The 23,023-nt window shown below is 38.5% G+C and carries 20 protein-coding genes and 1 CRISPR repeat array (1 of these 21 cut by a window edge); of the genes, 8 read left to right on the top strand and 12 right to left on the bottom strand.

Going from position 1 to position 23,023, the window contains the following annotated elements; all coding sequences use genetic code 11:
* Window positions 1-1,240: direct repeats of the CRISPR family, unit length 37 nt; unit sequence GTTTCAATCCCGTTGCCGGGATTCGCTGCATTTCAAG; it reaches 922 nt to the left of the window's first position.
* Window positions 1,241-1,623: 383 nt separating this feature from the next.
* From cas3 to AACW45_RS22420, 9 genes are read right to left on the bottom strand one after another with little or no spacing between them, the layout of a single operon-like run.
* Window positions 1,624-3,738 (bottom strand): CRISPR-associated helicase Cas3', encoded by a 2,115-nt coding sequence (gene cas3 / locus AACW45_RS22460; RefSeq protein WP_339385084.1) that lies wholly within the window; start codon window positions 3,736-3,738, stop codon window positions 1,624-1,626.
* Window positions 3,728-4,360 (bottom strand): DEAD/DEAH box helicase family protein, encoded by a 633-nt coding sequence (locus AACW45_RS22455; protein ID WP_190634928.1) that lies wholly within the window; start codon window positions 4,358-4,360, stop codon window positions 3,728-3,730. Before AACW45_RS22455 ends, cas3 begins: the two co-directional genes overlap by 11 nt.
* On the bottom strand, window positions 4,353-6,650 hold the full coding sequence (locus tag AACW45_RS22450; RefSeq protein ID WP_190634926.1) for a TIGR03986 family type III CRISPR-associated RAMP protein: 2,298 nt from the start codon (window positions 6,648-6,650) through the stop codon (window positions 4,353-4,355). The genes AACW45_RS22455 and AACW45_RS22450 overlap by 8 nt, the downstream gene beginning before the upstream one ends.
* On the bottom strand, window positions 6,628-7,221 hold the full coding sequence (gene csx19 / locus AACW45_RS22445) for a type III-D CRISPR-associated protein Csx19 (RefSeq protein ID WP_190634924.1): 594 nt from the start codon (window positions 7,219-7,221) through the stop codon (window positions 6,628-6,630). Before csx19 ends, AACW45_RS22450 begins: the two co-directional genes overlap by 23 nt.
* Window positions 7,218-8,696, bottom strand: coding sequence for an RAMP superfamily CRISPR-associated protein (locus tag AACW45_RS22440; protein WP_190634922.1), 1,479 nt, complete (start codon window positions 8,694-8,696; stop codon window positions 7,218-7,220). Before AACW45_RS22440 ends, csx19 begins: the two co-directional genes overlap by 4 nt.
* A complete protein-coding gene (locus AACW45_RS22435) occupies window positions 8,689-10,410 on the bottom strand; it encodes an RAMP superfamily CRISPR-associated protein (RefSeq protein ID WP_190634920.1) in 1,722 nt (573 codons plus the stop codon). Before AACW45_RS22435 ends, AACW45_RS22440 begins: the two co-directional genes overlap by 8 nt.
* Window positions 10,407-11,123, bottom strand: coding sequence for an RAMP superfamily CRISPR-associated protein (locus AACW45_RS22430; protein ID WP_190634918.1), 717 nt, complete (start codon window positions 11,121-11,123; stop codon window positions 10,407-10,409). The genes AACW45_RS22435 and AACW45_RS22430 overlap by 4 nt, the downstream gene beginning before the upstream one ends.
* The gene (locus AACW45_RS22425; RefSeq protein ID WP_313933798.1) at window positions 11,116-12,873 is read right to left on the bottom strand and encodes a Cas10/Cmr2 second palm domain-containing protein; all 1,758 of its coding nucleotides are present in this window, start codon (window positions 12,871-12,873) and stop codon (window positions 11,116-11,118) included. Before AACW45_RS22425 ends, AACW45_RS22430 begins: the two co-directional genes overlap by 8 nt.
* Window positions 12,831-14,231 carry a Card1-like endonuclease domain-containing protein gene (locus AACW45_RS22420; protein WP_190634915.1) on the bottom strand — a complete coding sequence of 467 codons (1,401 nt, stop codon included), beginning with the start codon at window positions 14,229-14,231 and terminating at the stop codon, window positions 12,831-12,833. The genes AACW45_RS22425 and AACW45_RS22420 overlap by 43 nt, the downstream gene beginning before the upstream one ends.
* 95 nt (window positions 14,232-14,326) lie before the next feature.
* Here AACW45_RS22420 and AACW45_RS22415 point away from each other — a divergent pair, with 95 nt between their 5' ends.
* Window positions 14,327-15,772 (top strand): TIGR03985 family CRISPR-associated protein, encoded by a 1,446-nt coding sequence (locus tag AACW45_RS22415; RefSeq protein WP_190634914.1) that lies wholly within the window; start codon window positions 14,327-14,329, stop codon window positions 15,770-15,772.
* A gap of 130 nt (window positions 15,773-15,902) precedes the next feature.
* Here AACW45_RS22415 and AACW45_RS22410 read toward each other — a convergent pair whose 3' ends face one another.
* Both AACW45_RS22410 and AACW45_RS22405 read right to left on the bottom strand, forming a co-directional pair.
* The gene (locus AACW45_RS22410; RefSeq protein WP_190634911.1) at window positions 15,903-16,067 is read right to left on the bottom strand and encodes a hypothetical protein; all 165 of its coding nucleotides are present in this window, start codon (window positions 16,065-16,067) and stop codon (window positions 15,903-15,905) included.
* A 53-nt stretch (window positions 16,068-16,120) separates the two neighbouring features.
* Window positions 16,121-16,360 carry a helix-turn-helix domain-containing protein gene (locus AACW45_RS22405; protein ID WP_242038014.1) on the bottom strand — a complete coding sequence of 80 codons (240 nt, stop codon included), beginning with the start codon at window positions 16,358-16,360 and terminating at the stop codon, window positions 16,121-16,123.
* A 159-nt stretch (window positions 16,361-16,519) separates the two neighbouring features.
* Between AACW45_RS22405 and AACW45_RS22400 the strand changes: the two genes are divergently transcribed.
* The 5 genes from AACW45_RS22400 (at window position 16,520) to AACW45_RS22380 (ending at window position 20,420) form a co-directional block, all read left to right on the top strand.
* Window positions 16,520-17,557, top strand: a complete 1,038-nt coding sequence (locus AACW45_RS22400) for a hypothetical protein (protein WP_190634910.1) — start codon at window positions 16,520-16,522, stop codon at window positions 17,555-17,557.
* A 116-nt stretch (window positions 17,558-17,673) separates the two neighbouring features.
* Window positions 17,674-18,462, top strand: coding sequence for a BRO family protein (locus AACW45_RS22395; protein ID WP_190634908.1), 789 nt, complete (start codon window positions 17,674-17,676; stop codon window positions 18,460-18,462).
* 127 nt (window positions 18,463-18,589) lie between these two features.
* Entirely contained in the window at window positions 18,590-19,189 is a 600-nt protein-coding gene (locus tag AACW45_RS22390; protein WP_190634906.1) for an alpha-ketoglutarate-dependent dioxygenase AlkB family protein, read from the top strand.
* Window positions 19,186-20,181: a hypothetical protein gene (locus tag AACW45_RS22385; protein ID WP_190634993.1), complete on the top strand. Its 996-nt coding sequence runs from the start codon at window positions 19,186-19,188 to the stop codon at window positions 20,179-20,181. The genes AACW45_RS22390 and AACW45_RS22385 overlap by 4 nt, the downstream gene beginning before the upstream one ends.
* Window positions 20,182-20,183: 2 nt before the next feature.
* Window positions 20,184-20,420, top strand: a complete 237-nt coding sequence (locus AACW45_RS22380) for a transposase (RefSeq protein ID WP_190634979.1) — start codon at window positions 20,184-20,186, stop codon at window positions 20,418-20,420.
* Window positions 20,421-20,628: 208 nt separating this feature from the next.
* Here the strand turns inward: AACW45_RS22380 and AACW45_RS22375 are convergent, their stop codons facing one another.
* Entirely contained in the window at window positions 20,629-21,750 is a 1,122-nt protein-coding gene (locus tag AACW45_RS22375; protein ID WP_190634904.1) for a fatty acid desaturase, read from the bottom strand.
* A gap of 304 nt (window positions 21,751-22,054) precedes the next feature.
* On the opposite strand from AACW45_RS22375, the gene AACW45_RS22370 reads away from it, so the two are divergent.
* Window positions 22,055-22,324: an HU family DNA-binding protein gene (locus tag AACW45_RS22370; protein WP_190634902.1), complete on the top strand. Its 270-nt coding sequence runs from the start codon at window positions 22,055-22,057 to the stop codon at window positions 22,322-22,324.
* 2 nt (window positions 22,325-22,326) lie between these two features.
* A complete protein-coding gene (locus AACW45_RS22365; protein ID WP_190634900.1) occupies window positions 22,327-22,668 on the top strand; it encodes a hypothetical protein in 342 nt (113 codons plus the stop codon).
* Window positions 22,669-23,023: the final 355 nt, after the last annotated feature.

The following is a 23,023-nucleotide window of genomic DNA, read 5'->3' as shown; positions in this document are numbered from 1 at the left end:
TGAATCTGCCACAACTAGTGGAATCATTAGGTTTCAATCCCGTTGCCGGGATTCGCTGCATTTCAAGGTTAAACTTTGAAACTTTTTCTGAATGTGTGCAGTCGTTTCAATCCCGTTGCCGGGATTCGCTGCATTTCAAGAGTCGCTTGGTCTTTAATCTGTTGTGATAATGGCGTAAGTTTCAATCCCGTTGCCGGGATTCGCTGCATTTCAAGTTCAAGCATTTTAGTAGTTTTTGAAAATTGTAGTCGTTTCAATCCCGTTGCCGGGATTCGCTGCATTTCAAGTGTAAAATTTTCTGGTGCATTAACGCGATCGCGGAGTTTCAATCCCGTTGCCGGGATTCGCTGCATTTCAAGCCCCAGAAGGATAAGGATTAGGACAATTAAAAATAGGTTTCAATCCCGTTGCCGGGATTCGCTGCATTTCAAGACTGGGAAGCCCAGTACTCCTTAGATCTGGATGAAGGTTTCAATCCCGTTGCCGGGATTCGCTGCATTTCAAGCTAGCGCCTGCGAAATGTATGACGTTGTCGCTAATGTTTCAATCCCGTTGCCGGGATTCGCTGCATTTCAAGCCAGTCCTGTGTTGCCGCAAAATTAAATAAATCAGGTTTCAATCCCGTTGCCGGGATTCGCTGCATTTCAAGTTCGGGGCGCAAAAATTCAACCACTTAAATATGAAACAAGGTTTCAATCCCGTTGCCGGGATTCGCTGCATTTCAAGTTTGAGTTGGTCTTCGGCTGCGCCAATTTGTCTTTGCAAGTTTCAATCCCGTTGCCGGGATTCGCTGCATTTCAAGAAGCGGCGGCGGCGGCGGCTTTCAATTTATTCAATGTTTCAATCCCGTTGCCGGGATTCGCTGCATTTCAAGATTCTTGAGCAAAAATACCTGAATTAATAACGCTGGTTTCAATCCCGTTGCCGGGATTCGCTGCATTTCAAGCTTGTTCTACACCAGTGCTTGTCATTCCCTCACGAAGTTTCAATCCCGTTGCCGGGATTCGCTGCATTTCAAGGCTAGTGGATGATATACAAACATAAAGCATATCATCGTTTCAATCCCGTTGCCGGGATTCGCTGCATTTCAAGGAATTGCCAGCCTTGACCCAATCACAATGCCAGAAATGTTTCAATCCCGTTGCCGGGATTCGCTGCATTTCAAGTTAATTGGGATGCCCGTAGATGACTATATGCGGGCTAGTTTCAATCCCGTTGCCGGGATTCGCTGCATTTCAAGACCGCCGCCTGAAACCCTTACAGAGCAAGGATTCCACAAGCAAATTTGGCAGACCTCAAAAATGACCTCATTTCAGCCTCGCTTATTGCAACAAATTCCTATTTGTCGCAATTCTCCAAACGCTGTAACTATTAACTTGTCAAGGTTCTGGCGATTTTGGCAGAACCCCCCAGGTTTTAGCCCCCGCTTCGGTTTGCCAAACATCAATTTAATAGCATCATCATACGGGTATTCTCCAACAATGTCCAGACCTTTGGAGAAAATACAGCGAATTGCAAGTTAGTAGGGGCATTGGCACCGCCATGCCCAATGCCCAATGCCCAATGCCCCATGCCCAATGCCTAATGCCCAATGCCCAATGCCCAATGCCCCATGCCCCTCACCTAAAATTGTACAGACCTTTGGTCACACAACCGCAAAGCACGTACAACCAAAGAATAAAGCTGTAAAAATTCCACCTCATCAATAGTAAAAAACTCATTCAAATCCAACTCTTTAAGCTGGTAAACATTACGACTCAAATTTCCCTCCGATAAAGGCAAAAATTCAGGTAAAAATTTTGTCATACATCGCCAGCTATCTGCAATTGCCTGCTGTGATTTTGGAGATAATTCAATCTGCTTTAACTTAGCCACATCATTACTTTCAAAACCCCTCGCCCAAGCAGAATGATGACGACCAGCAGCCATAATTACCACACAACCAAAGTATTTAATTTGCTCAGTATCTTCTGTAAAATGCTCCTGAAGTAGAGGAATTAAAGATTTATGTAGAATCTCTCGTGCTAAAAAAGCACTTTCAACCGCATGATTAGGACGCTGATTTTTCTTTTCAAACGCCTTCAAAGCAGCTTTTTGTACTTCATCTTCAGGATTGTAATCGGTATGTGCTAGCAAATATTGGCGAGGATTTTTACCTCCAAAATTCTTGGCAATTTTCTGCCATTCTCTCATTACCTGCTGCCATTTTACTTGTAATTTCCCTAAATCATGGGTAAATATTGCTAAAAATACTAAAATCTCAAACAAAGCTTCAGCTTCATTGACTTCTGCTTGGGGTAAAATTTTGGCTTTGATAAACTTACCACCAGCAACTAATAACTCATCGCGAACGCTGCGATAATTAATATCTATAACTTCACCATTTTTGAGAATTTTTGTAGAAAAATTATCTCGCCAACATTTCCACATTAAAACCAAATGACCTACATAATTATCCATCCGATAGCGGTATTGACTGGCAATAATTTTCTCTTTTTTGAGTGGAGAGTTAAACCTATTTCCTGGGATATTCACTCCTATTTGTAAGCCAATTTCCTCATCATAGTAAATATAGCGGTTATTTACCAAAATCCGATAACACCCAATCAAAAAGTCACGGGAAGTTATAGAACTCAGCACAGGCTGACTGTAAGTTTGTGATTTATTTTTTGGGGTTTCAATCCGTTTAAAAATCCAATCATCCCCAAAAGCTAAACTTTCTTGAAACTCTCGCCAAGCTTTACAAAGGGTAGAAATTGGCACAGAAAAAGGCAGTAATTTTTGTATATCAATTTCTTGCCCATCATCGCAATCAATTAAACCTGATTCACTCCAAGTAAAAATATTGCGATTATCTACCTTGCGAATCAAATCACTCGCCGCAGATTCATCACCTCTAAAAATAGCATCAGCAAATCTACTTTCAAACTCCATTTGACTGTTATTTCTGCGTTTGAGAAACAACGAATCTTCCTCAGCATGAACTAAATTAATCCATTCTTCTTCAATTCTAAAACCAACGTGATGATTTACATTTTCCGATTCTGTATGTGCTTGCAAAACTTGCCAAGTCAATTCACATATTTCTTTTTTATAGGGTAAAAAGCTTTCCTTGGGCTTAGTGATCTCAATCTTTTCAGATTCTAACTTTTCAACATCAGCATCTTCCCAATCAAATAAATCAGTATTAGCTAATACCTGATTCTTTTGATTAATTTCCACATTTCTATAGACAAAAACCTCGCCACTTTCCCCTGAAAACCTCGCACAACGTCCAGCACGTTGTAACAGAGAATTCATCGGACAAAGTTGTGTATGCAAAACTTCACAAGTAATATTAATTCCCGCTTCAATTACCTGAGTAGAAATCAAAACTTGACAAGTATTATCGTTGTTATTTTGCCAATTTTCTGCAAATATATTTGTTAAATAATTTTCTTTATTAGCGCGATGTTCAGGTAAAAATCTGGCGTGCAGTAGGGTAATATTTAACTCCCAATCGTGATTTAAACTTGACAGATCGCGATAAATTCCTTGTGCTTGAGAGACAGTGTTACAAATAATCATAACTCGCTGCCGTTGCTTGGCATAAATATCATCCCAAATAACTTGCGCGTTCAGAGGTAGCGACATAGCACGAAAAACTCGACAGCGATTAGCCTCAATTACTTTTAAATCAGAGTCTTCAACGCGAACAATTTCCATGATGTGAGGATAAATTTTATATTTACTCGGCAATTATTTTTTGAATTTGACTTGCAAGCTCATCTGTTAAAGTTGCAGTCATTAATAAACAAGGTGAAATTCCTTTAACTTGTTGCAACACCTTTAAAACAGTAGTAAAAGAGCGTTCTGGGTCGAGTAAATGTAATTCATCAAACACCAAATAAGATGCAAATACTACTCCAGCATTCACATTTGCAGAACCACGACCAACAGAATAAGGAATATTTAAAAAGCTGCTCAATAACTGGTCAATTGTACAGAAAATAATGTCACCCTCAAACCGTGGATCTTCGGGGTTTTCCCCTGTTTGTAAAGTCACCACCAAGTTACCAGATGAGGGATAAAGCCTTTTCCAGTTTGTAACTAATCCCTCTACTCGCTGACGCAGACTATTAGCCAAGGTACGCAGAGGTACAACATAAATCAGCTTATTGGGAAAATCGCGATTCAAAGTTTTGGCAAATAAAAAAGGTGCGATCGCGGTTTCAGTTTTCCCCGAACCCGTAGGTGCGCGCAGGATGGTATCATCATGGTTGAGGATGCGTGCGATCGCTTGGATTTGGAAGTTGTAGGGATGATGGGTAGTGAGGGTATGGAACAGATGTGCGATCGCAATTTGAGTGTCGTTACTCATGATATTTGACATTTTTGATACTACCGTCATCCTTTAAAGCAGTAATTCTGACTTTGACATCCTGTCCTTCTTCCAAAAAAGCCGCTTTTTTATGCTCTTTTGTAGTTTTTTTTATTCCATCTACTAATTGATAGGTAACTTCAATTCCCTTGATATGAGAAACTTTTGCATCTAAAATTTGACCTTCTACAAATTTATGAGATAATTTCGCTGGATTTTCTTTTTTTGGTTTTGGTAAATCTCTATTAGTAATATTCCGAACCCTTCGTTTATCTTGTTCTGGAACACCCATGACTTGAAATGGAGTTGGTAGTACTGGACGATTTACATATTCTTTAGTATCAATAGTCATGTAACGAGTATCATTTGCTGATGGTGGTTTATCACAGCGCAACATCAACAAAAGCATCTGAATTCGAGGTATCTCATCTAACTTGATGGCATTGTATCCTTCTGGATGGTCATCTGGATGAATATTATCAGTAATGTATTTCTCAAAAGCATTAATACAAGCTTCAGATTTTGATGCAGTATTGCTCTGATTTGTTTCTCCAGTTAACCACTGATTACCATTAAATAACCCTGAGTAACGCTCTGAACGAGTATTTAACAAAACCTGATGTTCAATTTTAACAGCACCCATACCTAAAGGCTTACCCATACCCAAAGATAGACAATATTTATTGTCTGCTGCTATTTTCAATATCCATAATATTGCACCTAATTCAATGTTGCTGAGATTTTCAAAATGGATATTAAACTTAAATATAACACCTGGTTTAATAGGTTTAATTTGAGTATACTGTGAATTGGCTTTTTTGATTTTATCTGTATCAGCTTCTTCTATATCTTCTTGTTTTACATTTGGTTTATGCCAATATAGTTTATGACCACGAATAATTGTTTCTCCAGGCTCGCTTTCTTGTGGTGCTTTGCTAGCGTAATGCTTAAGCTGAATTTTTTCGGAACTCGTTTGAACTAAGTAATGTTGAAATGTTGTTGGCTTAGGATTAGAGAGAATTTTTGGGGTTATTGGATTCTCAACATCACCAGTTAACCAAATATCCTCATTAACTGTCTGTTTACAAATTCCATTTTCTATAAAAATCCTTCCAGCTAAAGCTTTTAATTTTTCTGAATTTTTTGCATCATAATTTTCCTGTAAATCTTTATCTTGATGCCGAATAAATCCAAATATAGAATCAGCTAAATCAAATTTTTCGGATTTCCTAATACTTTGAGGAATAAAGTCAAAAGCTGAAGCTGCTTTTCCATCTCTCAAAGGAGAATAAGGAATGCGAAAGTTTGGACAATGACCAAATAAAGTTACTTCTGTCTGTCCATTTTGAGGTTCGCAATAAAAAATTGGTCGTCCTGCTTCCAAAACCCCAAAATCTTGATCAAAAGGTTCTTGTTTCTGAAAGTCAGTTAACGCACTCCTATAGTGCTGGATTGCATCATCATTAATTTTAATATTATCTACATCATTATTGATTTCTGGAACAATGCAATGGTTGCGGCGATAAAGATTTTCGGAACTATCAGAAGACTCCAGCATATTACCACTGGTAACAATAACTCCTAAATTAGGATATAAATTCTTGTTAGCGCTTACTTGTTTGGTAAATCTTCTCGGACTTTTCAAGAACGTATCGCCAAAACTTACATTTATATATTGTGGACGATATTCTCGTTGATTCATTTTAATTAAAGTCTGAATTTTTGACAAATCCCGTTCGTTCACCCAAATGAATGAAGATTTATCAATAGTTTTAGCTGGTTGAACATACCAATTACTTCCTTTACGAACTAAATAACCAGCCTTAACATTTTTTACCAGTTTTCTATATTCATTTCCTAATGGATCATCTTTTTTTGCAGCAACCGCACGAAAGAAAAAATGTTGTTGATCTGATACAGCTTCTATTTTACTGAAGGTAGTAATTTCGATTAAATTTCTGAGCATTCCCCGCAAGCTACTACCAGGGATAACTGGTTTTTTAGCTTTAGAAGCTATCTCTGTATAGAAAAAATCAGGTAAATCTTTTGATTCTGTACCACATGCAAATTCTTCTTTAGTTAATCCACAACGAATATATAAAGGTGATTCAGTTGTCAGTGTACATTGAATCCGACCTGTATATCGATTCTCTGATTCAGGATAATAAACATTATGCTGAGGTAGAGATTCAGCTTTTACCTCAATAATATCATCTGGTAACTCTACAAAATTATAAGGTGCTATTGCTTTTCTATTCTCTGGTACATTATTTAGATGTCTGGGAAGCATTCGCTAACTCCTTTTCAGTAGTAAGATTAACTAAGCGACTTAAATCAATACGAGCTAAACCAGTTTCTTTGTCATCATTAATATAGTGACGAACACATAAACGCAATGGACGATATAATTTTTGATTGGCATCAAAATTAATATCAACTAAAGGTACAGCATGGCACAAACCTTGCGAACCATCCGATACTAAAGTAAAACCATCGCTAATTTTTTCTGCTTGTGTACCCCAAAGAATCTGATTTTCAGGAATAAATTCTGTATTTTCTTCATCTTGAATAAGACGCGCTTTAAAACCCTCATCAGTTTTCCAAAGCATCACTTCAGAATTTTCACCAAAAATTCGACATTGCTGTAATGTTAATTTCCGTAATCTGGCAAATTGAGAAAATACACTATCTGCTATATCTGCTGTTATCAAATTTCCATCTTGAAATTTACCCCAAATTACTCCATCTTCAGCATGTGCTAATAAAAAATTTAATTTGTATTGACTCGCTTGTGCTTCCAACCATGTTTTGATATCAAAATTAGCTGGAATGTCTAAAGGTTCACATTTTGGCTTATTCAAGCAGTTACCTCCTGATGTAAAGCTGCAACAAATGTTTCTAAATCTTCAGCATTATCTATAATCAAAGGTTCATTGACTGACTTTTGTTCAATTACCCAGTTTCTCTCACCAAACTCAATAGTTGCACGTTTTCCCTGTAACCTTCCTCGTCCAATACTACTGGTTCCACCTACAGGTAAATCGCCAGTCCATAAATCTTTGAGCAATAAAAGTAGTAACCCAATTTCATAATGCTTTGGTTGACGCAATTCCAGTTTGATAACTAAACTTGTTTCATCATTTCCAAAAATAGGTTGCTCGTTGAACAACGCACCATGCAAAGCTCCACCTGTAAATCTATCGATTGCAATCCGATTTTGGACTAAATCTGTAGTGTTATTAATTTCAACTTCATCAACAATTAAACGGCTAGCTTTTGCTTTTTTGGTATTTTCACCAACGAAGCCAAATATATCGCTAACAATATTTATATTTACACCAATAGTATTAACTATCCTTTTCGCACGATGTCGCAACACACCCGCTAAACTTGTACCGGATAATATTGATTTCAAATTACCATTGCGTCGTGACTTGAGATGGACAACATCCGGTGCTTTATCCGTCGATGCTTGTCCCGAGCGAATTAATAAAGGACTTGCGAGGGTAAATATAGCTGTGATGGTAATGTGCTGTCTTTTATCTTCCCAATCTAGCGATACACCCAAAGCCTCAGCGATATTGTTATGAGTATCATTTAAAAAACCTGATTCCCAATGTGGGAAATTTAGCCATTGTATACGTTGTTCGTAGTCTCTTAAATCAAATTGCCATACTTGCCATTTTTCCACATGACAGCAACCAAAACCCCGATATTTTTTAATTCCTAGACGCATTTTACTGCTTATGGAGTTTTCTTTTGCTTCCAATCCATTTAATGCTATTGCTAATGCTTTTATTAATTTATCTTCTTCAGTATTTTGTTCTATAAGTAGCTCAAAATTTAAATTAAACTCAGTTCCAGCTTCTAATAATTCCAAATCATACTTCGCTTTATTTGCTGCTGTATTAGTTATGCTATCAATTTTAACTCCATCACGAATTTCCGCTTGAATAGCAGTTGTACTTACAGCATCATCAATAATTAAAAGGCTTTGGTTGTCTTTTTCTCTAAGTTGTATCTTTTCATTTTCTGATAATTGTTCTTCATTCTTATAAGCAAATAAATCTCCAAATAATTTAGTTGCGATATCATTACGGTTGTCCTTGAAATTATAACCTCTGTCGTATTCACGCAAATAGTTTCTTAATGCTCCTGCGATAGATGAACCTGTTAACAAAGCATGATTACTAGTGCTATCTCTTAGTAAAGCCAAATCAAGTGGACTATCTGCATCCCCACTACCTAAACAAGTGGGTGTATTTAAAATTAATTTGCCACGTATAATTATTCGCTTAATAATATTGCGATTGGAAATATGGCGCACTTCAATCATTATTTTTATCCTTTATACTCTTTTTAGTAATTGCGATAATTAAACGAAATGTATATTCTAATGCAAGGTAATCATCAAGACTTTTTGGCACATTAGCAATTTTGATGTATGGCTTATTATTCTCAACCATATTTTCAGTTTGTTGATCGCTACACCAATCACGTTCTATCCAGCCTTTTGGTGATTTGAGCCATTCACGTATTTGCTCATCCAACCGTTCACCGGTATTTAAACGAGTACGTTCAAATTGGCTACGAGCATTAGAAGGTAAATTATTTAGTAAGCTACTTATAGATTCTGATAATTCTAATAAGGTCTTACGCTGAGATTCAGGTTTAGTTCGTTCTAGTTCAAGTTGAGATAACGCCTGTCTGGTAATAATCATCAATCTTGAAATTTGGCTATTAGAAATATTTTCTTTCTTTATTTCTGTACTACCAACTCTTTTCGTTATTAAAATATCAAGATTCTTTTTGATAATCCTTATGGCAATATTTTCTACTATTTTGAGCGAATCTGGGCTGAGTAATTCTGATTTATTATTATCTTGCTTGTTTTCAGCTTCTGGTGTACTTAACTTAACTTCATATTTAGTTATATCTTCATCTAACCAGTTAACGACAAGGCGTCCAAAGCCTTCGACTCTACGTTCGCCAATTCCCTGTTCTTCAAGTTTTTGTAATTGCTTTAAATCTATACCAGTTTTTTTAAAAACAAATACACTTCCAGCAGCTAAAGCAGGTGTTTGTGGTAAAGGTAGACCCCATTTGTGGTTAAATCCTCCGACAATGATGCTACTAGCATAAATAGCATTTTCTAGAAATTCAAGTTCTGTATCTAACTTTAAAGCTTTTGAAATGCTTTGACGCAATATATCTGGAACTGCCGAATATTGCCCATGATTATCAATTAAAATTGTGTCACTAAGAAGTGTAATTGTAATAAATTTTTTATTTGGAAGACGGGTATCTAAATTTATTGCAACTTCCGACCAATTACTATCATTTGAAATTAATTCAATTCTTGTATGTCCGTAACCTGCACTTTGAGAACCACCTAACCAAATATCCTGTGATTTTAGTAAAGATTCAATAATAAGTTTGTCTTCTTCTGAGTCACAAAGTATAACTCCTTGAAAAGTTTGCCTTGCATCTATAGCATCATAGCTGAATACTGCACCATTACCATCAGTACCTTTTCCACGTTTGCGATCGCGTTGGTTATGTATGTTGATTCTCCGCTTAACTCGATGAACAATTATCTCTTCATCATCCAGATTACAGAAATTTTCATTTAGTAACTTAGCAGAAAAATCATCTGGTAAATATTCCTCCTTTTCATCAACCGAAATCTTACTAAAATCATAAACATCTGTAGAATCTTCTGTTGATAATTCATCACCTTTATTTATATATATAGAAAGCGGTACCGGTAAAGCACGTTGCTGATTATTTGCAACAGGGTAAGCATTTAAGTATCGTGTTTTAGAAGCATCAAAAAATAATCGCTTGATTTGAGGAAACCGCTCATAATCTAAAATATCATCAGTTTCTCTAATGTTATTCTGTGGTGATTTTAAATATCGCCTAATCAAAGCTCCACGAATCATGCTACCCAAAATATAATCATAAGAAACATCGCTATTAGGGTCACCTTGAAGTGATGTTGCGAGAATGGGTTGCTGTGTATGTAGTAAAAAAGTAATTGCTTTCATATTCCTCTTCCGAAACGTTGAATATAACTAATTTCTCTAGTAATTTCATGCTGCATATTCCATAAAGTACACTGCACATGACCTCGACCACGATTTCGTCCGCTTCCAACCCTTCTTAACGCCAGTATACCTACTATTAAAAGTGTCAAAATATCTTGATATTCTTCTATTTCTGTGTTGAATTCTTTTTCAAATATAAGCGTTGACTCAAAAGATAACTCACGCAAAACTACACGCGCTGATCGCAAACTACGTTCAGCAGAAGAACCTGTTTCTGGGTCAATTGCAGTTTGACGACGGACGGTAGTCAAGGATTCTAATATGTCAATATTGGTCAACTTTGGTTTATATGCAGATCTTTTACGTTTTTTTTCAGATTCCTCATCAATTTGTAATGCGATCGCAGTTCGTAAATCACTCGCTAAACATGCATCACCTACATGCATAATCCCTTGATTATCAAGCGTACTACCCGGATTACCAAACAATTGATCGGAAATTTTTTGCCAATTTTCGCGCTGATTATCATTTAGTATTGCAGCAACTAAGTTATCGCATTCCTCACTTAGTAACCCTTTTAAGGTACGTCCTCGTAAATAAGGAAATCCGTAGCTATCATGTTCTACCTCTTGATCAACTAACCCCGCAACTCCATCACCACGACCAAATGTTGTATCACTCAGCAACTTTATTTTTAGGGTGTAGCTACTCATCACTTGAATCTCCTAAAGGTATGTAAAATTCCATTGCTTCAATTGCATCGAAGTAAGCACAAACACCATTCCACCAACCTTCCTCTCCCACTTGAGTATTAGCTTGTGGAAATTTTGGTAAGCTTTTAAGACTGTGTAGGTGTCGAAACTGTTTTGTTGCTTCATGTCCTTGACGCAGTACATCACGCAATCGCATTACTTTATTACGCTTATCTTTCCAATCTTTGTGTGTATTAAATTCATTAACTACTTCGGCAAAATTAGACCATGTACGCCATTCATTTTCGTATGAACCTGAATGCATCGGTCGCATTACTAAAGAAGCTACCTTATCCCATTCGGGAAGTTTTACTTCATACTCTCGTTTACGAATCTCATTAATTAATCCAATTAGTCCACTAGCTGCAATATGCCAATCTAAAGCAGAAAATATTGGTTTTTTAAAGTCATTAGTTTGTTTTTTCACCCACTTTTTAGCCTGACTACATAGTGCTTCACTTAATGCATAAGCCTTAGCAAAAGGATAATGAGTTTTCACAATTGCAATACCTGCACAAGCAGTTGCTTTATCTTTATTGTCTGGTAAATTACTAGTAAATTCCTCAAATTTATCTAATAATTTTGCAGCGAGAGATAATCCCAAACGTCCATCGCATACAAAAGTAATATCATCACCTCCATATACTAGAGGACGAAAAGGTAAATAAGTTTTTTCATCTCTTTTTTGCAGAATTATCTTATTGATAATTTCTCCTGACTTTGTATCTATGTAATTAATTACTGCTCGTTCGTCTTCAATTGTAATTAAATTTAACAAAATTTCAGCGATCGCGCGTAAAGCATTTTTTCCTGCATTATTTACAGCTTGAGAAAATTTTCGCATTTTGATAATGCAATCTTCATTATCAGATGCAGTTTTTAAATAATCCTGAAAGCGACTCCCTAATCTGTTCCCATCAGCATGAACAATCGCAATATAGCTGCTATCACCTTCCGAACGTCCTAAATCATCAACGTCATATGGTATTTGGTAATCACCCAAATTTAAATCTTTGAAAATACTTTCTTTAAGTTCTAAATTGGCAAGCTCATCATGCTTTTTATCAACTGTTTTAAGTTTAGCAACTGTCTCTCTAGAAACCAAGTAACTATCATTCGCTGGGATACCATAGCGTTTACTATGGTCTACAGCAACTAATCCAGTTGAATTACAAGTAGCTGTAACAGCTAAACCTAATATTGGCATTGATGGTTTTGGTTTGCGCTTTTGGTTTTCCAATTTTTCTTGGATTAATTTTCGCTCGATTACTTCTTGAAGAGAGTCATTATCCCAATCAAAAACCTCATGGGCTATAACAATATTTAATCCTGGTGCCTCATGTAGTATTTTCTTGGTTAATTGTTTAGTAAAATTTTTCGCATATTCTTCTGTTCTGAAAAGTAATACTGTACTACCACCACCTGCATAGACGAACTCACCTATGATTTCTATATTTGTAGCAATATGTGCTTCAAAATCTTCCGTTTCATCATCGGGAATATAAACTTGACCTAGTTTTTGCAATTCCCTCAAGCATTCTTTAACCCATTTATTTGTCGCTACTTGAACCAAATATGAACCGCCAATATTTTCACGCAAGCGATTGCTAGCAAAAATGTATTTTTGTATTCCAGTAGTATCAATTACTGTGGCAACTAAATTATTCATTATGCATCTACCTTTTGAATCCACGTCTTGAGTTTTTCGCACAAGTCCAAAATATCTTCACTACCAAAAACCTGAACTTTAGGATCATTAACTTGACTCATGAAGCGCTTTTTTATATCATTTGGTTTAGGGTAACAGCAAACTAAGGCAACTCGTGCTTCATCTCCCCCCATTTGACGGGCTCGATAATAAGCTTCAAATAGTTTAGATTTACATAAACCACTATCATCACTACTCGTACAGGATATAGCAAAAAGTTGATATCCTCGCAAACATGCAACGTCAAATTCAAATTCTACATTATTCGATTTTGGGAAATCAAATGACATTCCAATATCATCAATATCAACTAGGCATTCTATTTGAATTTGCTTTAATTGTTGCAATACATAATCTTCCAGCCAGCCTCCCTCAAGCCATTTACATATGTCGCAAGGATATTCTCTTTTTTCTTTAGGTTTAGGAATTCTATATTTATCTTCTATTTGTTGTTGTGCTTCTTCTATTTTTTGAACCGATAAGTGACCTTTATTATCCAAAAAATTATTTTTATCAAAAACAGATATTATTTCTTCTGGTAATTCTTGAATAGGTAATGATAAAGACCTTAATTCAGTTGCGTTTTGCCATTTACCAGAATTGAAATATAATTCCGTCTCGACAATATTTGGGATATTAGATGTTTCTTGTATTTCTGGTATTTCAACTTGTCTTTTAACTCGTTTAACTTCATCTTTTTTCCTTCCTTCAAGACTAATTTGAGCTTGACACCATTTCTGCCATACTAAATGATTTTCCATTATAACTTTGACAACCTCTGGAAGAGTCACATAAATTTTAGGTGGCTTACTTAGAGATAAGCCATGTAACTTAAAAACTTTTTCTAACGATAATTCTAGTGACTTTTTTGGTATCCTTAAAGGGATAGGATTACCTCTGTGATCAACTAACATTTTTAAACTACTAGAGTCCAAGTAGCTGAAAATAGGAGGAGGATTAAGTTGAATTTTAGAGTCGTTATCATCAGGGGTAAGTAACGCTTGATAGGCATGAACAGCCATTGCTTTTGTACCACCTGTATAATTCAATCCAAACTGGTTTTTATCTGGATATTTAGATATAATTTCCCGTTGAATTTCCTTAATTTTTTCTCTAATTCTCTTCTTTATTTCATAAGCATTAGCTTCATTATTATTCAACGGAACCATTTCGTTGTCGCTTAAACCTAGTTCCTCCTTAAGACGTTCCGCAGGTTTTTCTGTCCGTTCGCTAAAAACTAGGTAAGGTTTACCATGTTCCTTCAATAGCATTTTTGCTGCAACATAGTTAGGTAAAGGATTCTCACCAATCAGCAAAAACAAATGGTCTACTTTATACCCATCAAACTCTGGTGTACTCATACGGTAGATGTATCACAAAATTGTCATGCCCATTATGGCACAGCATCGGAAATACCCTCTTCCAAATAGCTGCTAATCTATAAACAATCGCTCAAATGCCTAAAACTACTGTGAATACCCTATTTAAAAAAGCTCCAGATTGTAAACTTTTGCAAAAACTAGCAAATGGCTCCCTTGACCAAAGTCAAAATCTTACCCGTGCTATCCGCTTATGGGCATTGCTACGGTGGTTATATAGTGAAAATGGTTACATAAGCCTCGCAGATACCTTTACTTATATAGATTGGCGTAAAGCTTTTTTTACCGAAACCCACAAGGATGAAAAGCAAGCAGACATTCTTAAGCATCAAGATTCTAACTGTGCTTGCAGCAAAACAACCAAACAATGGTTATTAGAATTGGAAGTACCCACTGACGAATGGCAAAATTCTCTACAAGCGCAAATACCCATAGCTGACTCGGAACTAGAAAAGCTTTTAGAGGAAAGATTATTTGGTCAAGTTCGTAAATCTCTGCAAAGCGACTTCGACTTATTAGTCAGTCGTAATTATCTGCAAAGAATAAATCAGAATGCTGGTAGAAGCAAATATTATCGTCGAGTCGAAAAGTTACCAAATTTTAAAGAAACCGAAAAGACTCCTCTGACTCAAACAAATTTAAGCAGGAAGAAACAAGCCTATTTAGCTGGTACTTTAGGTTTATTTAGTTTTCTTGACCCTAATTTACCAGTACTAGCCGAAGAGTTTTCAGAGCAAGAAATAGAGGAAGATAATCATCGAATATTTCTCTATGTTGACTATGTAGTACCAGAATCGAGTTCAACACAAGATGCCGTAGATGAAATTCAGAACCAATTACAAGAAATTTGGGATGGTGGGCAAATTATGCCTTTACTGTTGACGTATTATAGCGCCCATCAAAATCAAATAAAAGAGTGTGTCATTTATCCAGTTTGTATTTATTTCATGGAACGAGCTAAATATCTATGTGCTTATGGAACTACTCCTAAAGGTGATATTAATTGGTACAAATATCGTCTTGATCGTATTCTTTCACAACATATAGAAATGCTAGATTGGAAGGATGTTCGAGTTCCACAAATATTAAGAGAAATTAATGACAATAATCAACTGCCAACTCCCAAGACTATCAATACAAAGTTAAAAGAAGCTTGGGGATGTGATTTTTACAAAGAAAAATCATTGATGATATTACGGTTTGAGGAGGATTTCCATCAATGTTATATAGATGGGATCAGCATTCACGATACTTTTACTAAAATTACTTACGAGTCAACCTTCGAGTTAATTCAAAAATATGTTATTGATAAAAAACATCAAGCAGAAATTTTAAATATTGTAAAATCTCGTCCTTGTACGGATGCATACTACCGAGTAAATTATCGAACGACGGATTATTATGTTATTAGATGGTTGCGGGCTTTAGGTTCCAAAGTTGAAGTTTTATTACCTTGGGGATTGCGTCAGGAAATGACTTGTGAAATTCAAAAAGTTCTTAATTTGTATGGGCATATTTGCTAATAGCAACTTTAAATAATGCTATTTACAGCAGTTTTCACCTATTTGAACCACATCTATCGTAGGGGCACGGCATCAGTAAAATTATTGTATGTACCAAAAGATTGTCGGTGCCGTGCCCCTACAGCGTGGTCTATTTACCTGAAAATAGCTGTAATTCTGGAACTTCAACAGCAGGAACATCGATGGTTACTAAATCCTGATTGTCCTGGGGAGAGCTATTTTGTGGGTTAACTGTTGATTGTAAGTCACTGGATGTAGAGGTGGCTTTTTTGCGCTTACGGGGTGGGGTGTTCACGAGACTACCTCTCTCAGTAGAACACTATTTCCTTACCATTAATTTTATTGCACTCATGGTTGCACTCCAAACTCAACACCCAAAACCTGCTCAATTCTTCTCAGGGTAGCGATTGGCAGTACTTTAATACGCTCTTGCTCAATTGCATACCAGTTAGCAACAGAAATATCAGCTTCAGCCGCCAGTTGAGTAATAGTACGACCTGACTCATGTCTTGCATCCCGGATGCGTTGCCCCAACTCAGGAACCTCTATTTCCCAGCCTACTTTCATTAACAGTTGATTTTGTTTCATAGAACGTCTCCTTTATACAATGCTTTAGAGCAATATTATTCTTATAATATTACACATATATTGCTATACCTATAATGTTATTATAGGATTGTCGATATAAAGAAAGCACCCGGACTGCGAATCTTGAGTGCTTCCTATTCCAGAAGGAATCTCTTAATCATGACATATACAACTTATAGCCATCAACAGCTACGCCTGAAATCCATAGCTCGGCTCAAGCAAATCTATTGTGAAGTCGGCTGCACAGTTGAGGTACTTGACAAGCGGTGCAAGGATGCTTGGATGAATGCGATCGCCGATTATCAAGCCAGTCAAGTTCAAACAGCCGTTAATGCTGCCCCCGACGAACAAACACTCGCTCAAGCCGAACTTGACCAGTACATTGCAGACCAAGCCGAAGCCATAGCTCCACAACTGACCACAGTAGAAATCAACTGCTACCACTACGAAGTGTACGCGCTCAAGCAACTGGTCGCTTACATTGCCTACGACTATGACGAGTTTGTCACCCAACCGTGGGTAGTCATGATAAATGGTGAAGAACAATTCCGCCACCAAACCCAAGCTCAATGCTACCGTTACATCCAATGGCACCATCAAGACGGCACGCTCAATCCGCAAATTGAAACTGAAATACCAGAAGCCCCAACAATTTTAGAAATCTCGTTTTATGACCAAGAGGCATTTGTTGGTGACTTACTCGTAGCCAGCATTAGCTACGACCACGGCAATTACCAGAATTTATACTGGCGGGTAATGATTAATGGACAAGAGATTTTTCGAGACATCAGTCCTGCTAGATGCCACAGCTACATCAAACAGCAGTACCAGCAAGGCCTACTTCCATTGCAAGAGCAGTTAGAAGAGGAAGAACCTTGGGCTACTGGAAACGAAATTATGGCTGAGATTTTTACTGCGTGCGAGAACTATGGGTTTGAAATGCTCAACGATGGCATTTACCACAACGACATAAAACTTGGCGAAGTCGGATGCACTGATGGTCGTTGGTGGGTAGTACGTGCAGCACAGGAAAATCAACGTATTCCATGTAACTCGGCATCAGAGGCAATGCAGTTGTTGTCCGAGAGCGCAGCTGATGAATATTTGGGATACAGGCTTCTTGAACACCTCAGCCCTAGAGAATGGCGATCGCTTCTTTCTGGCGCAGCCCAAGGTCAAAAATTGGTAACAGCTTAAAGCCAACTGTGGGCAGCAATTTCCACTGCTGCTCACTCAAATTAACAAATTTAGATAGCGGTGCGATATGGATACAATGCCGCTCCTTTACCCTGCGTCAAAAATTGGGAGACAGTATGGACGCAATTATAAAGTACGAAAGTAACAGCAGCCCATTTGACCAAATTAAACAGGTTGATACCGATGGTCAGGAGTATTGGTTAGCAACTGAATTGTTAACACTACTGGGTTATCAGACTTGGAAAAGAATCAAAGACACAGTTGAAAGAGCAAAAATCAGTGCCAGGAATTCCGGGTTAAATGAATCCTACCATCTGGTCGATGTCGTCCAAATGGCGCAAATTGGGGCTTCTCAGGCATTTCGAGAAGTGCTGAAAGATTACAAGCTATCACGACACGCCTGCTATTTGGTGGCAATGAACGGTGATCCGCGTAAACCAGAGATAGCTGCTGCACAAAGTTACTTTGCAGTAAAAACTCGTGAAGCAGAGTTAGCCCCGCAAAATTCAGAACTACTTGCTCAACTATTGGAGAAATTTGAACAGCAGAACCAGGTAATCGAGGAACAAGGAAAGGCGATCGCTAACCTGCAATCCCAAATCCAAAATATCCTGCCACCATCAGCTGACTTTACACCCCCAGGGTGGAATGAGGAAGTATGGCAAAAGCTTCCCCCACAGGACAAACGCCATTTCCGCTATATCTTCCGCCGCCGTGGCTTTCGCCCTTCTGGTCAAGGCACAAATGAGCAACTGGCATTACCTCCTGTGACTACTGAGCAACTGAAGCAACGACAACGGGCGGAATTTGAGCAGCTCGTCGGTGAGCAATCAGCCCAGGAGAAAGAAAAGTTAGAAGCAGCGAAACAAGAAGCACTGAAGCAACTATGGTTACAAGGAGAATAAGTAGAGAGCAGAGGAGCGGAGGGGCAGAGGAGCAGAGGGGAAATCTCACAGTAAGTTCTCTCCTCTGCCCCCTTGCCCCCCTGCTCCCCTGCTTGCCTTCACCAACCAATTTCTTATCCCAACAGTTATGAAACAGATGTCCCTTTTTAACGAACCAACCCCAGCTTTACCAGTCAGTTACTATCCAGAGTTCCTCAGCAAACAAGAAGCGAACGAACTATATCAGCACTGCCTTGGACTGCAATGGCAGCAGAATCAAATCAAAATGGTGGGTAAAACTTTACTTGTGCCCCGGCTGGAATGTATCTACGGTGACGAAGGCTGTGAGTATTTGTATTCCAAAAGCGTGCTATTGAAACCATTGCCTTGGACTTCATCACTGGCCCAGTTGAGGGACAGGATTACTGCACTGAGTGGCTACAAATTCAACATAGTTATTGGCAACCAGTATAGAAGTGGACAAGACAGCATAGGGTGGCACGCAGATAATGAATCGTCGATGGGCCTAAATCCTGCGATCGCATCTGTAAGTTTGGGTGCGGAACGGAAGTTTCAGATAAAACCCATCGGGGGCAAACCGACTGATTTCTGGCTGGAGCATGGGAGTTTGCTGATTATGCACCCTGGTTGCCAGTCCACGCACTTACATCAAGTTCCCAAGACCAAGAAATTGGTTGGCACGAGAATTAACTTAACTTTTCGTCCACACATAGGAGGTAGAAAATGAATAGCTTCACCTCCGCAGTACTCGGAGAAATACACACTCCCGTCAATATTCTCTCTGAATTTCTGGCGACTTTTAACCGTCGCCAGAAGTGCAAAGCCGCAATACTATCATGGCTGGATGGTAAGCACTACTATGGGCATGAATGGGTAAGAATCACATTTGAGAAGTTGGCTGATATTTTGGGTTACTGTCGGGAAACTATCAGCCGTCATATGAAGGAGTTAGTTTTTGATGACTTAATCAAAGAACAGGCCGCTCAAAAATTTCCCAAGGATACAGCTTGTGAGTATCAATTGAATCGGGAAAAACTCACACAATTACTTAATTCTCAACGATGCGAAAAAATTGACACAGATGTGCCAGATATTTCGACAAGATGTGCGAATAATCCGCCAACATTTGAAACTACTTTAAACCTTTTAAAAAACAACAACACTGCTGTTGGGGAAGTAAAGGATGAAGGGGTAGAACAGAGCTTATATGAGCCATCTCACCAAACAAGAGAACCAGAGCCACCCCAGATTACTTGCTTTGTTGATGAACAAGAACTAGATAACTCGACGGGGGAGATAGACCCTCATGATGACGAATCTTCCCAGCCGGAAGTTGAAGTCATTTCAAGTACGTATAAGCCTAGCAAGCACGAAATTGCTGAAGTTTGTACAGAGTTGCGGCGTTTACGAATAAACCCAGAGCCATGTTTGGGGGTAATCAAGAAATACTGGAGCAATGTCTCCGGAGCGATCGCACGAGTCAAAGAAGGAATTCACGAGGGGTGGTGCGATAATCCGACGGGTTTGTTTATCAACAGCTGCAAGAGTGGGGCTAAGAGCAAGAATGTGGTGACATCGGATGTGAGTGCTTGGTTTGAGTGGGCAAGGAAGCAGCGGATTGTGATTGCGATGTCTGGTAGTGTCGTTTTTACACCGGATGGGGATGCGGTGGAAGTACAGGAGATGATGCGGCAGAAACCGCATCAGCTAAGAGAGTAAGCATTAAGCCAACGCTTTCAACTAGTTGCATAATTGAGAACTCTTTCCCAAGAACCACACTCAACTATCTCCAAACAGTTTATTCTCCAGAACTTAATCCTATAGAGCGAGTTTGGAAGTATCTTAAGCAAGATTTGAAATGGGAACTGTTCGATAACTTAGAGGATTTACGCGCTCAAGTTGCTCAACTTCTTGCCCAACTGACTCCAGCTATTGCTGCTTGGTGTGACTGGCTATGATTTCCGGAGTGGATGCCCTATCTGTCGCAAACATTTTTTGCATTGGTATAAATAGATATTTTAGCAATACCTACGGCACAATACGTGAACGCTCGTTTTTTATCCGACTTCAAAAAATCGCGTTGCTCCCAGCAAAAGTCAGAAGAACTACTTGATTGAAGCCCCACCCGCAAGTGGCGTGGTTTTTCTCCTCTGCTCCCCTGCTTTTTCACGCCTGGTTGGCTGTCTCTAGGTCGATGGATTGTGCAGCTTGACGAAACGATGCTATCGACGTAAGGCGATTGGAGGGACAATCCCACAGAATGTATTTGAAGCAATCAGGAATATCTACCATTCGCAGCCTTTTTGCATTCCTAAGCAGGTGAATATTTTGATTGTGGCAAGCTTGGAGGTTGTAATTGGGGATTCTGTCACAAAGATGATGAATGTTATGGTAGCCGATATCGGCGGAAAACCACTTTAAAACTGTGGGTAAATCCAGATAACTGCTGCCCTTAATTGCCCCTTCGAGATAGTCCCACCCTTCAGTTTTGTGGGCGTAAGAGCCATCAAAGTTGTGCTGAACAAAGAAGACGCAGATGAGGATTGCCCCAGCACAAGTTAGCGTGATTGAGTAAACGCTCACGAAAAAACCAAATCCAAGTAAATACCCCAGAAAAATCCAGCTGCCGACTACACAAATATTGTTGAACAACAGATGCCAAAACTCAGCCGCAGTGTACCAATTTCTAGACTTATGAGAGGAGATGATTCGAGGTAAATCCATAGAAGGATCTTGCTGCAAGCAAGTCAGTAGATGAGTGATAAAATCATATGTTCCTGCAATCAGGGCGAGTCTTGGCTTAATCGCGACATAGAAAAAACCTCCAGGAAAGATCATCAATGGATGCCTCAGTAGTTCATAACGCCTTTGGGCAGATGGGCTCAGACGAGCAAACTCCTCAGTAGAAAGTAATGCACTAGGACCGCGATAGCGTTGCCAATCACCGTTGGTTTTGTGGTGATAGGCATGTCCTCTTGACCACTGATATTGAGGGATCGCGTTGATTACCCCCAGAATAAAACCGATAATTTGATTAACCCTTTTTGAACGAAACAGTGAATAGTGTCCGCAATCATGCATTAAAGAAAAACATCGCGCTGAAAACAGCGTCATCAAGACTATAGTAGGCACAAGCAACCAAAAACAAATAGCAGCTGCTTTATGTGCTAAAAACCATAAAACTACATAAGGCACAACCGTATTCAGGATTTGATAAGTTGCCCGCAAGTCGCTGCTGTTCATGTAAGGAGTCAGGACAAAATCTGACTTTTTCACTGCGGTTTCCATTAAATAAAACTTTCTCCTAGCGGCTAGTGCAAAACTGAACATTACAGATTCAATGCAGAACAATATCACAGATCCCATCCTGAAGCTTCAAAGCCACAATAACACTCTGCTGTTGAGCCTCCTAAAACTGAGGGCTTGAAAAACGAGATTTTAGATTTTCTAAGATGCAGACAGATGAGATTGTTGCTTTGTGATTGTGGATTGTTAATTTTCATCTAATGCTGAATTTTTATTTCTGTCCTCCCTTTCCTAACAAAGGTAATGATGCTAAATTTCCTTTATTTGCAATGCTCCCAGATAATTTATGAATAAAAGTGAATTAGTAGATGTTGTAGCAGCCAAGGCTAACATAACAAAAAAGCAAGCTGATGAAATCCTTTGTGCTTTTTTATCAGTGGTAACCGAAGCTGTCGCTAATGGCGATAAACTGAGGCTCATAGGATTTGGATCATTCGAGCGACGCGAGCGCTCAGAGTTTTCCCCAACATTCCTAAGGTTCTCGAAAATTGGTATCGTTGTCTCAAATCCGGTGGATTTATCGCATTTACCTGCTCGTCTGAAGATTCATATTTAGCATTGTCGATTCTAGAAGCTTGTACAAAACATGGAATCACACTTCCCAATCTGCATGAACCATTAGGAACACCAGAGCGAATTCAACAATTATTAACTCAAGCCAATTTTACTCAAATCGAAATTCATCCTCAACAACTGGGAACTTATCTGAGCCTAGAAACAGCCCAAAGCAGATGGAATGGTCAATTCTGGCTACATATCGATAATCCGCTACGGCAATTAAAACCGGAAACAATTAGCCAAATTAAAGCGAGTTATGATGATGATATCGCTGCCCTAGAAACCGAGCAAGGCGTATGGCATAAGGAATTAATTTACTACGTTGTTGCTCGTAAAGAGTAAGCAGTAAGCCAACGCTTTCAACTAGTTGCATAATTGAGAACTCGTTCCCATTCCCAGCGCCAAGCAGTCTCTACCCTTATTTCTTTACCATTGGTGAATTTGTATAATTGCTACAGCAATTCTGTTTCTGAACTTACTGACTGTGTTGGCTCTATCGGGGAAAGACAGTAGGCAGTCTCACAGCGAAGCGATCGCACTCGTTATTGATTTTGTCGATTGCCAAATTATTTTCTCATCCCTGAACAAGGATAGATTTAATATAAAACCCTTTCTTTTAGTAGAAGTTATCAACAGTAATGACAGTTATCTTGAAAGAAATACTCGCTGATCACAAATGAAGCTTAATTCATTGCCC

It is taken from the genome of Calothrix sp. FACHB-168 (assembly GCF_963889195.1).
Lineage (GTDB): Bacteria > Cyanobacteriota > Cyanobacteriia > Cyanobacteriales > Nostocaceae > Aulosira > Aulosira anomala_A.
Note: the sequence above shows the minus strand (reverse complement) of the source record. Positions and strands in the feature narration are given on the sequence as shown.

Bases quoted from the DNA above. Each gene is read 5' to 3' on its own strand.
- AACW45_RS22455 (WP_190634928.1), bottom strand. From the start codon at position 4,360: ATGAGTAACGACACTCAAATTGCGATCGCACATCTGTTCCATACCCTC.
- AACW45_RS22450 (WP_190634926.1), bottom strand. From the start codon at position 6,650: ATGCTTCCCAGACATCTAAATAATGTACCAGAGAATAGAAAAGCAATA.
- AACW45_RS22440 (WP_190634922.1), bottom strand. From the start codon at position 8,696: ATGATTGAAGTGCGCCATATTTCCAATCGCAATATTATTAAGCGAATA.
- AACW45_RS22435 (WP_190634920.1), bottom strand. From the start codon at position 10,410: ATGAAAGCAATTACTTTTTTACTACATACACAGCAACCCATTCTCGCA.
- AACW45_RS22430 (WP_190634918.1), bottom strand. From the start codon at position 11,123: ATGAGTAGCTACACCCTAAAAATAAAGTTGCTGAGTGATACAACATTT.
- AACW45_RS22420 (WP_190634915.1), bottom strand. From the start codon at position 14,231: ATGAGTACACCAGAGTTTGATGGGTATAAAGTAGACCATTTGTTTTTG.
- AACW45_RS22415 (WP_190634914.1), top strand. From the start codon at position 14,327: ATGCCTAAAACTACTGTGAATACCCTATTTAAAAAAGCTCCAGATTGT.
- AACW45_RS22405 (WP_242038014.1), bottom strand. From the start codon at position 16,360: ATGAAACAAAATCAACTGTTAATGAAAGTAGGCTGGGAAATAGAGGTT.
- AACW45_RS22400 (WP_190634910.1), top strand. From the start codon at position 16,520: ATGACATATACAACTTATAGCCATCAACAGCTACGCCTGAAATCCATA.
- AACW45_RS22395 (WP_190634908.1), top strand. From the start codon at position 17,674: ATGGACGCAATTATAAAGTACGAAAGTAACAGCAGCCCATTTGACCAA.
- AACW45_RS22390 (WP_190634906.1), top strand. From the start codon at position 18,590: ATGAAACAGATGTCCCTTTTTAACGAACCAACCCCAGCTTTACCAGTC.
- AACW45_RS22385 (WP_190634993.1), top strand. From the start codon at position 19,186: ATGAATAGCTTCACCTCCGCAGTACTCGGAGAAATACACACTCCCGTC.
- AACW45_RS22375 (WP_190634904.1), bottom strand. From the start codon at position 21,750: ATGGAAACCGCAGTGAAAAAGTCAGATTTTGTCCTGACTCCTTACATG.
- AACW45_RS22370 (WP_190634902.1), top strand. From the start codon at position 22,055: ATGAATAAAAGTGAATTAGTAGATGTTGTAGCAGCCAAGGCTAACATA.